The sequence below is a fragment of the Delftia sp. Cs1-4 genome (assembly GCF_000214395.1).
Classification (GTDB): domain Bacteria; phylum Pseudomonadota; class Gammaproteobacteria; order Burkholderiales; family Burkholderiaceae_C; genus Comamonas; species Comamonas acidovorans.
In genome coordinates this window covers 6,673,544-6,685,842 of record NC_015563.1, presented here as the reverse complement: position 1 = coordinate 6,685,842, position 12,299 = coordinate 6,673,544, and the positions used below count along the sequence as shown (strand labels likewise).

At 65.6% G+C, this 12,299-nt stretch carries 15 protein-coding genes; 12 read left to right on the top strand and 3 right to left on the bottom strand.

Annotated features, from left to right (window positions below):
• Window positions 1-338: 338 nt before the first annotated feature.
• The 7 genes from rpmH to DELCS14_RS29370 all read left to right on the top strand — a co-directional run bounded on the left by rpmH (window position 339) and on the right by DELCS14_RS29370 (window position 6,185).
• On the top strand, window positions 339-473 hold the full coding sequence (rpmH, locus tag DELCS14_RS29395) for a 50S ribosomal protein L34 (RefSeq protein ID WP_012207856.1): 135 nt from the start codon (window positions 339-341) through the stop codon (window positions 471-473).
• Between the two features lie 58 nt (window positions 474-531).
• Complete coding sequence (locus DELCS14_RS29390) at window positions 532-1,041, top strand: ribonuclease P protein component (RefSeq protein WP_043796529.1); 510 nt, start codon at window positions 532-534, stop codon at window positions 1,039-1,041.
• Window positions 1,038-1,328 (top strand): membrane protein insertion efficiency factor YidD, encoded by a 291-nt coding sequence (gene yidD / locus DELCS14_RS30295; RefSeq protein WP_012207854.1) that lies wholly within the window; start codon window positions 1,038-1,040, stop codon window positions 1,326-1,328. Before DELCS14_RS29390 ends, yidD begins: the two co-directional genes overlap by 4 nt.
• Window positions 1,325-3,037: a membrane protein insertase YidC gene (gene yidC / locus DELCS14_RS29385; RefSeq protein ID WP_013804811.1), complete on the top strand. Its 1,713-nt coding sequence runs from the start codon at window positions 1,325-1,327 to the stop codon at window positions 3,035-3,037. Before yidD ends, yidC begins: the two co-directional genes overlap by 4 nt.
• A 98-nt stretch (window positions 3,038-3,135) precedes the next feature.
• On the top strand, window positions 3,136-4,557 hold the full coding sequence (gene mnmE, locus DELCS14_RS29380; protein WP_013804810.1) for a tRNA uridine-5-carboxymethylaminomethyl(34) synthesis GTPase MnmE: 1,422 nt from the start codon (window positions 3,136-3,138) through the stop codon (window positions 4,555-4,557).
• Window positions 4,558-4,776: 219 nt separating this feature from the next.
• Window positions 4,777-5,256, top strand: a complete 480-nt coding sequence (locus DELCS14_RS29375; protein WP_013804809.1) for a cyclic nucleotide-binding domain-containing protein — start codon at window positions 4,777-4,779, stop codon at window positions 5,254-5,256.
• A 176-nt stretch (window positions 5,257-5,432) separates the two neighbouring features.
• Complete coding sequence (locus tag DELCS14_RS29370; RefSeq protein ID WP_013804808.1) at window positions 5,433-6,185, top strand: hypothetical protein; 753 nt, start codon at window positions 5,433-5,435, stop codon at window positions 6,183-6,185.
• Between the two features lie 17 nt (window positions 6,186-6,202).
• Here DELCS14_RS29370 and DELCS14_RS29365 read toward each other — a convergent pair whose 3' ends face one another.
• Window positions 6,203-6,760 carry an adenine phosphoribosyltransferase gene (locus DELCS14_RS29365; protein ID WP_012207849.1) on the bottom strand — a complete coding sequence of 186 codons (558 nt, stop codon included), beginning with the start codon at window positions 6,758-6,760 and terminating at the stop codon, window positions 6,203-6,205.
• Between the two features lie 98 nt (window positions 6,761-6,858).
• On the opposite strand from DELCS14_RS29365, the gene DELCS14_RS29360 reads away from it, so the two are divergent.
• From DELCS14_RS29360 to DELCS14_RS29345, 4 genes are read left to right on the top strand one after another with little or no spacing between them, the layout of a single operon-like run.
• Window positions 6,859-7,860, top strand: a complete 1,002-nt coding sequence (locus tag DELCS14_RS29360; protein WP_013804807.1) for a KpsF/GutQ family sugar-phosphate isomerase — start codon at window positions 6,859-6,861, stop codon at window positions 7,858-7,860.
• Window positions 7,860-8,420, top strand: a complete 561-nt coding sequence (locus tag DELCS14_RS29355; protein WP_012207847.1) for an HAD hydrolase family protein — start codon at window positions 7,860-7,862, stop codon at window positions 8,418-8,420. The genes DELCS14_RS29360 and DELCS14_RS29355 overlap by 1 nt, the downstream gene beginning before the upstream one ends.
• A complete protein-coding gene (gene lptC / locus DELCS14_RS29350; RefSeq protein WP_013804806.1) occupies window positions 8,417-9,034 on the top strand; it encodes an LPS export ABC transporter periplasmic protein LptC in 618 nt (205 codons plus the stop codon). The genes DELCS14_RS29355 and lptC overlap by 4 nt, the downstream gene beginning before the upstream one ends.
• 41 nt (window positions 9,035-9,075) lie before the next feature.
• Window positions 9,076-9,876, top strand: a complete 801-nt coding sequence (locus tag DELCS14_RS29345) for an SDR family oxidoreductase (protein WP_013804805.1) — start codon at window positions 9,076-9,078, stop codon at window positions 9,874-9,876.
• 105 nt (window positions 9,877-9,981) lie between these two features.
• Here DELCS14_RS29345 and DELCS14_RS29340 read toward each other — a convergent pair whose 3' ends face one another.
• Both DELCS14_RS29340 and DELCS14_RS29335 read right to left on the bottom strand, forming a co-directional pair.
• Window positions 9,982-10,521 (bottom strand): RNA-binding protein, encoded by a 540-nt coding sequence (locus DELCS14_RS29340; RefSeq protein ID WP_013804804.1) that lies wholly within the window; start codon window positions 10,519-10,521, stop codon window positions 9,982-9,984.
• Window positions 10,522-10,776: 255 nt separating this feature from the next.
• On the bottom strand, window positions 10,777-11,151 hold the full coding sequence (locus DELCS14_RS29335) for an RNA-binding protein (RefSeq protein ID WP_012207843.1): 375 nt from the start codon (window positions 11,149-11,151) through the stop codon (window positions 10,777-10,779).
• A 493-nt stretch (window positions 11,152-11,644) separates the two neighbouring features.
• On the opposite strand from DELCS14_RS29335, the gene DELCS14_RS29330 reads away from it, so the two are divergent.
• A complete protein-coding gene (locus DELCS14_RS29330; RefSeq protein ID WP_034397481.1) occupies window positions 11,645-12,223 on the top strand; it encodes a TMEM165/GDT1 family protein in 579 nt (192 codons plus the stop codon).
• Window positions 12,224-12,299: the final 76 nt, after the last annotated feature.

The window sequence follows — 12,299 nt, the reverse complement described above, 5'->3', positions numbered from 1 at the left end:
TATCAGGAGCTTGTCCTCCGCCTTGTCGCAAAATGGGCAGGCATCCTTCGGGTTCGAAGGGCATTGCATCAAGTGGACAACGCTGTGATAATCGCGGGTTTCCCTGAATGTGTTCAGGGTGATATGTCCCGCCCGTCTGCATCGGGTCTGCATGCTGCCGCTGGCGGCCTTGGGCGAAACCTCTCGGGGTTGCTCCTTGGGCTGCACATGGCAAGTGCATCGTGCAGATTTTTGGCAGGTGGTCTGGCGGTTTGCCTTTGTGGCGGCTGCTGGCTGCACTGCGTGTAGCGTGCCGGATACGGGACCGGTGCAAAACTGAACCTTCTCTAGGAACCAACATGAAACGTACTTACCAACCCTCCAAGACCCGTCGCGCCCGCACCCACGGCTTTCTGGTCCGCATGAAGACCAAGGGCGGCCGCGCCGTGATCAACGCTCGCCGCGCCAAGGGCCGCAAGCGTCTGGCCGTCTAAGGCCAGCCATTGCTGGGCGGTTTGCTCGCTGCACTGAGCCCCTGAACGGGGTGCTGGCATGCAACGGCTGAAAACACGTCCGCAGTTTCAGGCCGCCATGGCTGCCGGTACGGTATCGCGTACCGCGCATTTCGCCCTGCACCGTCTCGTTCTGACGGAGCAGGGCGGCGCCATGGCGCCACCGACAGGGCCCGGGTCGCAAGACCCGCAGGCCCTGTTCGGCGTTGGCGCCGTGCGCCAGGATGCCTGGCTGGGCGCCATGGTGCCCAAGCGCTGGGCGCGCCGCTCGGTGACGCGACACACCATCAAGCGGCAGATCTATGCCGTGGGCAGCGAGCATGAGACCCTGATGCTCCAAGGCGCCCATGTGGTGCGGCTGCGCTCGGGCTTTGACCGGCGCCAGTTCGTGAGCGCCACTTCTGATGTGCTCCGGCAGGCCGTGCGCGCCGAGCTGCAGCAGTTGTTCGCCTATGCGGCGAAACGCCTGTCGCAGCCAGCGACCGAGCTGCCGCAGCCCGCACAGGAGCGCGCCGCAGCCGCTGGCGAGAGCATCGGGGTTGCGCCATGATGCAGCGGCTGCTGATGGCGCTGGTGCGCGGCTATCGGCTGATGCTCAGTCCCTGGCTGGGCTCGGCCTGCCGCTTCACGCCCACCTGCTCTGCCTATTCCCTTGAAGCGTTGGAGCAACACGGCGCTGCGGTAGGCTCCTACCTGACGCTGCGCCGCCTGGCGCGCTGTCATCCGTGGTGTGACGGGGGGCATGACCCTGTGCCAGAGCAAAAGCCCAGGCTGTTCACCAGCCTGACGGCTGCGCCCGAAAACACCCAACCTTCCTCACCTAAGAAGTCTTCATGAACGATATTCGCCGCACCATCCTGTGGGTGATATTTGGCTTTTCGCTGGTCTTGCTATGGGACAAATGGCAAGTGCACAGCGGCAAGAAGGCCACTTTCTTCCCCGCGCCTGCCGTCGCCACGGCCCCGGCACCTGAAACGGGCAAGGCGCCCGGCGATGCCAGCGTGCCCTCGGCGGCTGCTGCGGCAACGGCCGGTGCCGGCGAAGTGCCTGGCGGCGCTGCCGCCGCGCCCGAGGCAGCCCCGCGCCAGAACGTCACCATCAGCACCGACGTGCTGCGCCTGACCTTCGACAGCCAGGGCGGCACGCTGCGCCATGCCGAGCTGCTCAAGTACGCGGATTCCGTGCACAAGGACAAGCCCGTGGTGCTGTTCGACGAGAGCGTGCACCGCGTGTACCTGGGCCAGTCGGGCCTGATCGGCGGCGGTTTCCCCACGCACAAGACGACCATGACCGCGCTGCCCGGCGCGCGCGAGCTCAAGGACGGCGAGGACCAGATGGAACTGCGCTTCGAGTCGCCCGACATGGGTGGCGTGAAGCTGGTCAAGATCTGGACGCTCAAGCGCGGCGCCTATGACATCGGCGTGCGCCATGAAGTGGTGAACACCGGCACGGCGGCCGTGAGCCCGCAGCTGTACCTGCAACTGGTGCGCGACGGCAACAAGCCCGAAGGCGAACAGTCCACCATGTACTCCACCTTCACGGGCCCGGCCGTCTACACCGACGAGAAGAAGTACCAGAAGGTCGAGTTCAAGGACATCGAGAGCGGCAAGGCCAGCGTCGAGAAGTCGTCCACGGGCGGCTACGTGGCCATGGTCCAGCATTACTTCGCCAGCGCCTGGCTGCTGGCCGAGGGCATCCAGCGCGACAACTTCCTGCGCAAGGTGGACAACAACCTCTACGCCGTCGGCATGATCACGCCGGTGGGCACCATCGAGCCTGGCCAGAGCAAGAGCGTGGAAGCGCGCCTGTTCGCCGGTCCCCAGATCGAAAAGCGCCTGGAATCGCTGGCGCCCGGGCTGGAGCTGGTCAAGGACTATGGCTGGCTGACCATCCTGGCCAAGCCGCTGTACTGGCTGCTGGACAAGCTGCACGGCTTCCTGGGCAACTGGGGCTGGTCCATCGTGGCCCTGGTGCTGCTGCTGAAGATCGCCTTCTACTGGCTCAATGCCAAGGCCTACTCCTCGATGGCCAAGATGAAGGCCATCAACCCGCGCATCATGGAAATGCGTGAGCGCCTCAAGGACAAGCCCCAGCAGATGCAGCAGGAGATGATGCGCATCTACCGCGAGGAAAAGGTCAACCCCATGGGCGGCTGCCTGCCCATCATCATCCAGATCCCGGTATTCATCGCGCTGTACTGGGTGCTGCTGTCCAGCGTGGAAATCCGCAACGCGCCCTGGATCGGCTGGATCACCGACCTGTCGGCCAAGGATCCTCTGTTCATCCTGCCCGTGCTGATGACCCTGTCCTCGCTGCTGCAGACCGCGCTGAACCCCGCTCCGCCGGATCCGATGCAGGCCAAGATGATGTGGATCATGCCCCTGGTCTTCAGCGTGATGTTCTTCTTCTTCCCGGCCGGCCTGGTGCTGTACTGGCTGACGAACAACATCCTGTCCATCGCCCAGCAGTGGATCATCAACACCCGCATGGGCGTGCCGCCGCAGTTCAACCTGCCAAAATTCGGCAAGTCCACGCCGGCCAAGTAAGCCTGCGAAGGCCCTTGCTCCAAAGCCCGCTTCGGCGGGCTTTTTCATGGGCGGCCTATCATCGGCGGCCTGAAATCCCTCCCAAGAAAGCTCCATCCATGCTGCCCCGCCACAACGACCCCATCGCCGCCATTGCCACCGCCCCGGGGCGGGGTGCCGTGGGCATCGTGCGTGTGTCCGGTAAGGGCGTGGCGCCGCTGGTGCGGGCGCTGTGCGGGCGCGACCTCAAGCCGCGCGAGGCCACCTATCTGCCGTTTCGCGATGCCCAGGGTGGCCCCATCGACCACGGCCTGGCCCTGTTCTTCCCGGCGCCGCACAGCTATACCGGCGAGGATGTGCTGGAGTTGCAGGCCCACGGCGGCCCCGTCGTTCTGCAACTGCTGCTGGCGCGCTGCCTGGAGGCTGCGCAAGCCTCGGCAGAAGGCCATCGCAGCGTGCTGCCGGGCCTGCGCCTGGCCCAGCCCGGTGAATTCACCGAGCGTGCCTTTCTCAACGACAAGATCGACCTGGCCCAGGCCGAGGCCATTGCCGACCTGATCGACGCCAGCACCGAGGCCGCCGCGCGCAGTGCGAGCCGTTCGCTGTCGGGCGCTTTTTCCGAGGAAATCCATGGCCTGCGCGACGCGCTGGTGCACCTGCGCATGCTGGTCGAGGCCACGCTGGATTTTCCCGAGGAAGAGATCGACTTCCTGCAAAAGGCCGATGCCAGCGGCCAGCTCGCGCGGCTGCGCGGCAAGCTGGACCAGGTGCTGTCGCGCGCCCACCAGGGTGCGCTGTTGCGCGAAGGCATCAAGGTCGTGATCGCGGGCCAGCCCAACGCGGGCAAGAGCTCGCTGCTCAACGCGCTGGCCGGTGCGGAGCTGGCCATCGTCACCCCGATTGCCGGCACCACGCGCGACAAGGTGCAGCAGACCATCCAGATCGAGGGCGTGCCCCTGCATGTGATCGACACGGCAGGCCTGCGCGAGAGCAGCGACGAGGTTGAGCGCATCGGCATCGCGCGCGCCTGGGACGAGATCGCCGCGGCCGATGCCGTGCTCTTCCTGCACGACCTCACACGCATGGGCGAGCACGACTACCTCGCTGCCGATGCCGCCATTGCCGAAACCCTGGCCCAGAAGCTGCCGCGCCAGGTGCCCGTCATCGACGTCTGGAACAAGACCGATCGCGCGGAACCCGCCCAGATGCAGGCGCATGGCGGCCGTGAAGGCAGCGTGGCACTGTCGGCACGCACGGGCGACGGCCTGGATGCCCTGCGCCGGCGCCTGCTGGACGTGGCCGGCTGGCAGTCGGCCCCAGAAGGCCTGTACCTGGCGCGCGCGCGCCATGTGGAGGCACTGCAGGCCGTGGCCGCCCACCTGCAGGAGGCCGAGCTGCAGCTGGCGGCCCAGGCCGCCCACCTGGACTTGCTGGCCGAGGAACTGCGCCTGGCCCAGGTCTCGCTGAACTCCATCACCGGGGAATTCAGCTCCGACGATCTGCTGGGCGTGATCTTTTCCAGCTTCTGCATCGGCAAGTGACCGGGCTGCCGGATGGCCCCGACCCCATTCGCACAGCCAGCAGAGTTGCTGCAATACTTATCTTTTGCTACAAAATTTGCCGCCGAAAACCCGCTTGTCGGCATTGGCGTGCCCGCTGCCGTCGCTTAGCATGCGGCGTGCCGCAGCGGCCCTCGTCGCTGCCTGCCGCCGGGCGCAGTCCTGGCGCAGGTGCGCGGCCCACTTCGAACCGGATCCGCCATGTCTTCTTCCTCCCACAATGATTTGCGGCCACTGGCCCAGGCCATGTCGTCGGCCGTGGCTGTCGATGGTGTGCAGAACGCGCTGACCTTGGAGCAATGGGATCTGCTGGCGCCCTACCTGGTGCCGGTCATGCTGGCGGCGGGCGAGCTGCTGTTTGCCGAAGGTTCGCTGGACCGCAATCTGTACTTCGTGGAGTCCGGCAGCCTCAGCGTGCACTACCAGGATGCGAAGGAGCGCATCCGCCTGGCCATCGTCGGCCCGGGCTCCATCCTGGGAGAGGGCGCCTTCTTCGCCCACCGTGCGCGCCATGCCACCGTGCAGGCGGCTGCGCCGGGACGGCTTTGGTGCCTGACGGCCATGCGCTTCGCCGAACTCAGCAATCGCCAGCCCGGTGTGGCGCTGGCCCTGGTCATGGCGGCCGGCCAGGTGCTTGCCCGCCGTGCGGTGGACAGCCGCCGCCGGGTGGCCAGTACCTGAAAGGCTCCCGGGCAGCACCTGGGGCGGGGCGCTCTGCGGGCGCGGGGCGGTGACAGGCCGGCCTTTGCGCTGCGACAAATTGATACAGCGGTTTTGCTGCGCCCGTGCTCGAAATGTCGCAAAGTTGCAGGCACAATGCCGCGAGTTTGTGACTATTCGTGACAATGAGAGCCCCCATGTCTGTGTTCAACTGGTTTTCCCGCAAGCCTGTGCCGGAGCAGGGCCGTGGTTCGCCCGGAGACGATGGCCAGGCTAATGCCGTGGCGCGTCGTGATGCAGGGCCCGGCGGGCGCCGCAGCGAGCGTTCCGAGCGCCGTGAGCAGCTCTACGGTGTGGTGCGCGATGTCATGGTGCGTGCCGGGGTGTTGTCCGCCAGCTACAAGTTCAAGGTGCTCTCGCTGGACAACGTGGGTCAGCGCTTCGTGGTGATGATGGACCTGGCGCGGGCCTATGCCAGCGAAACCGCGCGGCTCAGCGAGATCGAGGCCATGCTGGCCCAGGCGGCCAAGGCCCGCATGGGCGCGGTCGTGACGGCCGTGTACTGGCGGGTCAGCGACCAGAACGCTGCAGCCCAGGCCCAAGCCCAGGTGCATTCCGCGGCGACGCGCGCACCGCGTCCTGCCCCGCCCATGGCCGTCCCGTTGGCGGCCTCGATGGAGGCGGCAGCGCCCCAGCGCCGCAGGCAGGACATGGCGCCCTTCGAACCCATAGATGATCAGGAAATGGCGGCCTTCAAGCTCGCCGTGGCAGCCATGCCCGCAGCCGGGCGGGGAGCGGGTTCTGCAGGCTCTGCTGCAGCGGCTCCCGCTGGTGTGCGCCGCTCGGGCCCCTTGCTCGGGCCGGGCGCAGGCGATCGCGGTGCGGACTTTCCCCACAGCACGCTGGACCACCTGGACCTGGGCGTCACCCAGTACGGCGAACTGCGCTGACCGGGCTGCGGCCCGGCTCAGTGGCCGGCGAAATCCACCAGCGTGAACAGCGGCAGTCCACTATCGCGCAGCAAGGTGGAGCCGCCCAGCTCGGGCAGATCCACGATGGCCGCGCCCTCGATCACGGTGGCGCCGAGTTTTTCCAGCAGCCGCTTGCCGGCCATCATGGTGCCGCCGGTGGCGATCAGGTCGTCGATCAGCAGCACGCGGTCGCCCGCCTTGACGGCGTCGGTGTGCAGCTCCACGGTGGCACTGCCGTATTCGAGTTCATAGGTTTCCTCCACCGTGGTGAAGGGCAGCTTGCCCTTTTTGCGGATGGGTACAAATCCCACGCCCAATTCGTGGGCCACCACGGCGCCCAGGATGAAGCCACGCGCATCGAGCCCGGCCACCACATCGGGGCGCATGCCGCGCTGCATGTAGCGGTGCACGAAGGCGTCGGTCATCACGCGAAAGACCTGCGGGTCCTGCAGCAGCGGCGTGATGTCGCGGAACTGCACGCCGGGCGCCGGCCAGTCGGGAACGGTGCGTATGTGCGTGCGCAGGTAGTCGTTGACGCTGGGGGTGGTATGCATGGCGCTGGATCGGGGGGCTGGAGAAGACGGGCCAGTGTACCCAGGCGCCCGATGGCGACCGCCGCCGCCGGATGGCCAGACCGCCTAAAATCATCCAGATGAATTCTGATGCTGCCACCCTGGATGCGCTGGACACGCCCCGTGCCCTGCGCCTGGCCCGCGACACCCTGGGCATCGAGGCCGATGCCCTTCAAGCCATGTCGCAGCGCCTTGATGGCGTGTTCGGCGAAGTGGTGCAGCGCATCCTGCGGCTGTCCGGCCGCGTCGTCGTGATGGGCATGGGCAAGAGCGGCCATGTCGGGCGCAAGGTGGCCGCCACCCTGGCTTCCACGGGCACGCCTGCGTTCTTCGTGCATCCGGCCGAGGCCAGCCATGGCGATCTGGGCATGGTGACCGGCATTGACCTGGTGCTGGCGCTGTCCAACAGCGGCGAGGCCGATGAGCTCGCTGCGCTGCTGCCGGCCATCAAGCGCCAGGGCATTGCGCTGGTGGCCATGACCGGCGGCGCGCAATCCACGCTGGCCCGCCATGCCGACTGGGTGCTGGACACCCGTGTCGAGCGCGAGGCCTGCCCCCTGAACCTTGCGCCCACGGCCAGCACCACGGCGCAGATGGCCATGGGCGACGCCCTGGCCGTGGCCCTGCTCGATGCGCGCGGCTTTGGCGCCGAGGACTTTGCGCGCTCCCATCCGGGCGGTGCGCTGGGCCGCAAGCTGCTGACCCATGTGCGTGATGTCATGCGCAGCGGCAATGAGCTGCCGAAGGTCGGGGCCGATGCCAGCTTTGTCGAACTGATGCGCGAGATGAGCGCCAAGGGCCTGGGCTGCTCGGCCATCGTCGATGCGGCAGGCGTGCTGCAGGGCATCTTCACCGACGGAGACCTGCGCCGCCGCGTGGAGGCCGGCACCGACCTGCGCGCGCTGCAGGCCGGCGATGTCATGCACAAGGGGCCCCGCACCATCGCCGAAGACGCGCTGGCCGTGGACGCCGCCAGCATGATGGAGGAGCACGGTATCACCGCGGTGCTGGTGGCCGATGCGCAGCGCCAGCTGCGCGGCGTGGTCCATATCCGCGACCTGATGCGCGCCAAGGTGATCTGATGGCACGCGCTCCTTTGACGCCCGTGCAGAACTGGGACGCACAACTGCTGCTGCTGGCACAGGATGTGCGGGTGGCCTTCTTCGATGTCGATGGCGTGCTCACCGATGGCGGCCTGCTGTTCTCTGGCGAAGGCGAGGTGCTCAAGCGCTTCAACACGCTGGACGGCCATGGCCTGAAACTGCTGCAAAAGGCCGGCATCACGCCCGCCGTGGTGACGGGCCGCGATTCGCCGGCCCTGCGCCTGCGGCTGAGCAACCTGGGTGTCACGCATGCGCGCTTTGGCACGGAAGACAAGGTGCCTGCCGCCGAGGCCATTCTGGGCGAGCTGGGCCTGCAGTGGCACCAGGCGGCAGCCATGGGCGACGACTGGCCCGACCTGCCCGTGATGCGGCGCTCCGCCTTTGCCTGCGCGCCGGCCAACGCCCATGACGAGGTGCTGGCCGTGGCCGACTGGATCACGCCGCGCAGCGGTGGCGAAGGGGCGGTGCGCCAGCTGTGCGACCTGCTGCTGGCCGCGCGTGGCGCCTATGCCGGGCTGCTGGCGGAATACGCATCATGATCCAGGCCTGGCGCCGCGTCGGTGACCGGCTTTCCCTGTACCTGCCCGTGCTGCTGATGGGCCTGCTGGCGCTGGGCACCTGGTGGCTGGTACGCAATGCACCGCAGCCCGTGGCCAGCGGCACCGAAAAGGCCGTGGCGCATGAGCCCGACTACTTCATGAAGGATTTCTCGATCAAGAGCTTCGACGCCACGGGGCGGCTCAAGAGCCAGATCGAGGGCAGCATGGGCCGCCACTATCCGGATACCGACACCCTCGAAATCGACAACGTGCGCATGTTCGCGGTCTCGCCTGAAGGCCGCATCACGCGCGGCAGCGCCAAGCGGGCGCTGAGCAATGCCGATGGTTCCGAGGTGCAGATGTTTGGCAATGCCGTCGTCACGCGCGAGCCATTTGTGACAGCAGGTAAACAACCGCAGCCGCAGTTGCAATTCCAGGGCGAATTCCTGCACGCTTGGCCCAACGAGGAGCGCGTGAGTTCCAACCAGCCCGTGGTGCTGACCCGCGACAAGGACCGCTTCACGGCCGACAGCATGCAGTACAGCAACCTGGATCTGGTGATGAAGCTGCAGGGCCGCGTGCGCGGCACCCTGCAGCCGTCCAGGACCAAGTAAGGCGCCAGCGCAAGCGCAGGCCTGCCGATGGAGAACAAGCCATGACGACATCCTCGCGCAGCCCGGCACCCCTGGCCTTCATCACCGGCGCATCCAGCGGCATAGGCCAGGCCCTGGCCTGGCATGCCTACCAGCAAGGCTGGTCGCTGGCACTGGTTGCGCGGCGTGGCGACGTGATGGCGCAATGGGCTGCGCAGCAGGGCCTGGAGGCGTCGCGCTTCGCCATCTACGAGGCCGATGTGGCCGTGCCCGACAGCATCATCGCTGCCGCCCGGCGCTGTGAGCAGCAGCAGGGCCTGCCCGATGTCGTGATTGCCAATGCCGGCGTCAGCTGGGGTGTGGACACCTCGATGCGCGAGGATATCGACACCATGCAGCAGGTGCTGGCCGTCAACACCATGGGCGTGGCGGCCAGTTTTCATCCCTTTATCGCGCCCATGGTGCGGCGTGGAAGCGGGCAGTTGGTCGGTATCGCCAGTGTGGCCGGGCTGCGCGGCCTGCCGGGACATGGTGCTTATTGCGCCAGCAAGGCTGCAGTCATTGCCTATTGCGAAAGCCTTCGCGGTGAATTGCGCAGTAGTGGCGTAAAAGTCACTACATTGCTTCCTGGTTATGTAGATACACCCCTCACACGCGGTAACCGCTATGGCATGCCATTCCTATTGCAGCCCCATGAGTTTGCTGCAAGGGCCTGGCGTTCCATTGATGCCGGGCGCAGCCTGGCCATCATCCCCTGGCAAATGGCGTGGGTTGGCCGTTTGATGAAAATTCTGCCAAACCCCTTGTTTGATCGGCTGCTTGTAGGACGAAAGCGCAAACATCGTCATTCGAAAAATCCCTGAAGCTCGTCGTGCTCAGGGAATATGTTCATGCATAAACTTGCACCCGCAAAAAAGGCTCCCTGAAGGAGCCTTTTCTTGTTTGGGAGAACATGGGAGACCGGGGTCTCATTCTCCGTTGTTATTGTTGTTTCCCCAGCCGCCGCCACGGCCGCCATTGCGGGGGCCGGAGCCATAGGGGCTGCGGAAACCACCATCGCCACGGCCGCCGTAGCCGCCGCCACCACCGCCGTCACCACGGCCATAGCCACCACCGCCGCCGCCGCCGCCATCGCTGCGTCCGTAGCCTCCGCCATCACCGCGGCCACCGCCACCGTAGCCACCGCCGCCGCCATCACCACGGCCATAGCCGCCACCACCGCCGCCGCCACCAAAGCCGCCCGAGCGCGGGGGACGAGGCTCCATGGGGCGCGCTTCGTTCACCACGAGGCTGCGCCCGCCCAATGGCTGGCCATTCATGCCTTGAACGGCTGCCTGTGCCTCGGCATCGCTGCCCATTTCGACAAACCCGAATCCCTTGGAGCGGCCTGTGTCGCGTTCCATCATGACCCGGGCGCTGGTGACAGCGCCGAACTGGCTGAATGCCTGCTCCAAGTCGTTGTCACGCACACCATAGGGAAGGTTGCCGACGTAAAGCTTATTGCCCATCAAAAACTCCTCAACTCCTCAATGCTCACTGGTTTGCGCTCGGCTTCAGGACGCACAGACATCAGGTTCTTTGTATACAAGAGCCTGTCCAACCTTCCTAAACACATAGCGTTCGAACGGGTCTGCCCGAAACCAAATTATGAAGCACAAAAATCAAAAAGATAAATGCTCGAAAACACAAGCTGATAACGTTTGGCAACAAAAAAGGGGCCCGAAGGCCCCATTTTTTTGCTAACGCAAGCTCTAAGCGAGTGCTTAGTAGCTGTTGCGACGGCCGCCGCCACCGCCGTAGCCGCCGTCACGGTTGCCGCCGCCGAAGCCGCCGCCACCGCCGCCACCACCAAAGCCGCCGCCGAAGCCGCCGCTACGGGGAGCGCGGGGCTCCATCGGACGGGCTTCGTTGACCACCAGGTCACGGCCGCCGCGGTTTTGGCCGTGCAGGCCTTGGATAGCAGCTTGTGCTTCGGCATCGCTGCCCATTTCGACGAAGCCGAAACCCTTGGAACGGCCGGTGTCGCGCTCCATCATCACTTTGGCGCTGTTGACGGCGCCGAATTCGCTGAAGGCTTGCTCCAGATCGCTGTCACGGAAGGTGTACGGCAGGTTGCCGACGTAAAGCTTGTTGCCCATGGAGGACTCCTGAAAAAACTGGAAAACGCGATGGAGCCCTAGGGAGTCAACACGGGATGACAACGTTAGAGACGCAAACGCACTCGCCCTCATTGAGCCGAAGCCCGAACGAAAGCCTGCCCATTATGTGGCAGAAGTTTTCGCACGTTATTACTGTTTCGCAAAAATTCGTCGTGCCCGCCACAGAATGCCCCTGGGAGTAACCCTGAAATTGCGGCAGCGCATAAGCAAGTGCCGTGGCGGCAGTGGTGGTCGGCATGCGGATCGGGGGGCTGCTATGATCGCCGCCTCAGTCTTTGGGGAGTAGATCGTTCGGCTCAGTAGCCGGATGCATGCGTCAACAAACTTGGGCCTTCGCTGGCCTATGGCGTATGCGGCGCGCAGTGCAATGCTGCGTGTGACCGATCGAGACCATTGACCGCGCACCGATCCAAAGGCCGGAGTCGGAGCGTGGTCAATGCGTGCTCTATCCGGCCGGATAAATCCCCACACCATGGAAGCCTTCCTGATTTCAACCTCCGTCGTCGCACTTGCCGAGATGGGGGACAAGACCCAGCTGCTGTCGCTGGTGCTCGCCGCGCGTTTTCGCAAACCCTGGCCCATCGTTGCGGGCATTTTCGTGGCCACGCTGGTCAACCATGCGCTGGCCGGTGCCGTGGGTGCCTGGATCACCAGCTACCTGGGCGAGAACGCCATGCGCTGGATCCTGGGCCTGTCCTTCATCGCCATGGCGATCTGGATGCTGATCCCCGACAAGCTCGACGAGGACGAGGTCTCCGGGCATTCGCGCTGGGGCGTCTTCGGCACCACGCTGGTGGCCTTCTTCCTGGCCGAGATGGGCGACAAGACGCAGATCGCCACCGTGATGCTGGCGGCCAAGTACAACGCCTACCTGTGGGTGGTGGCCGGCACGACGCTGGGCATGATGCTGGCCAACGCACCTGTGGTGTGGCTGGGTGACAAGCTGGTCAAGCGCGTGCCCATACGCCTGGTGCATGTGGTCTCGGCCGTGATCTTCCTGGTGCTGGGCGTGCTGGCCCTGTTCCTTCCGGGGACGGGCGTTTTGGCATAATGAGTCTTCATGCGCCGATTTGCTTCTGCTTGCGGGCGCTTTATAAATCCTGCTAAAGACGACACCAGAGAACCCG

Excerpts from the sequence above, each read along its gene's own strand:
- rpmH (WP_012207856.1), top strand. The coding sequence starts at position 339 with ATGAAACGTACTTACCAACCCTCCAAGACCCGTCGCGCCCGCACCCAC.
- DELCS14_RS29390 (WP_043796529.1), top strand. The coding sequence starts at position 532 with ATGCAACGGCTGAAAACACGTCCGCAGTTTCAGGCCGCCATGGCTGCC.
- yidD (WP_012207854.1), top strand. The coding sequence starts at position 1,038 with ATGATGCAGCGGCTGCTGATGGCGCTGGTGCGCGGCTATCGGCTGATG.
- yidC (WP_013804811.1), top strand. The coding sequence starts at position 1,325 with ATGAACGATATTCGCCGCACCATCCTGTGGGTGATATTTGGCTTTTCG.
- mnmE (WP_013804810.1), top strand. The coding sequence starts at position 3,136 with ATGCTGCCCCGCCACAACGACCCCATCGCCGCCATTGCCACCGCCCCG.
- DELCS14_RS29375 (WP_013804809.1), top strand. The coding sequence starts at position 4,777 with ATGTCTTCTTCCTCCCACAATGATTTGCGGCCACTGGCCCAGGCCATG.
- DELCS14_RS29370 (WP_013804808.1), top strand. The coding sequence starts at position 5,433 with ATGTCTGTGTTCAACTGGTTTTCCCGCAAGCCTGTGCCGGAGCAGGGC.
- DELCS14_RS29365 (WP_012207849.1), bottom strand. The coding sequence starts at position 6,760 with ATGCATACCACCCCCAGCGTCAACGACTACCTGCGCACGCACATACGC.
- DELCS14_RS29360 (WP_013804807.1), top strand. The coding sequence starts at position 6,859 with ATGAATTCTGATGCTGCCACCCTGGATGCGCTGGACACGCCCCGTGCC.
- DELCS14_RS29355 (WP_012207847.1), top strand. The coding sequence starts at position 7,860 with ATGGCACGCGCTCCTTTGACGCCCGTGCAGAACTGGGACGCACAACTG.
- lptC (WP_013804806.1), top strand. The coding sequence starts at position 8,417 with ATGATCCAGGCCTGGCGCCGCGTCGGTGACCGGCTTTCCCTGTACCTG.
- DELCS14_RS29345 (WP_013804805.1), top strand. The coding sequence starts at position 9,076 with ATGACGACATCCTCGCGCAGCCCGGCACCCCTGGCCTTCATCACCGGC.
- DELCS14_RS29340 (WP_013804804.1), bottom strand. The coding sequence starts at position 10,521 with ATGGGCAATAAGCTTTACGTCGGCAACCTTCCCTATGGTGTGCGTGAC.
- DELCS14_RS29335 (WP_012207843.1), bottom strand. The coding sequence starts at position 11,151 with ATGGGCAACAAGCTTTACGTCGGCAACCTGCCGTACACCTTCCGTGAC.
- DELCS14_RS29330 (WP_034397481.1), top strand. The coding sequence starts at position 11,645 with ATGGAAGCCTTCCTGATTTCAACCTCCGTCGTCGCACTTGCCGAGATG.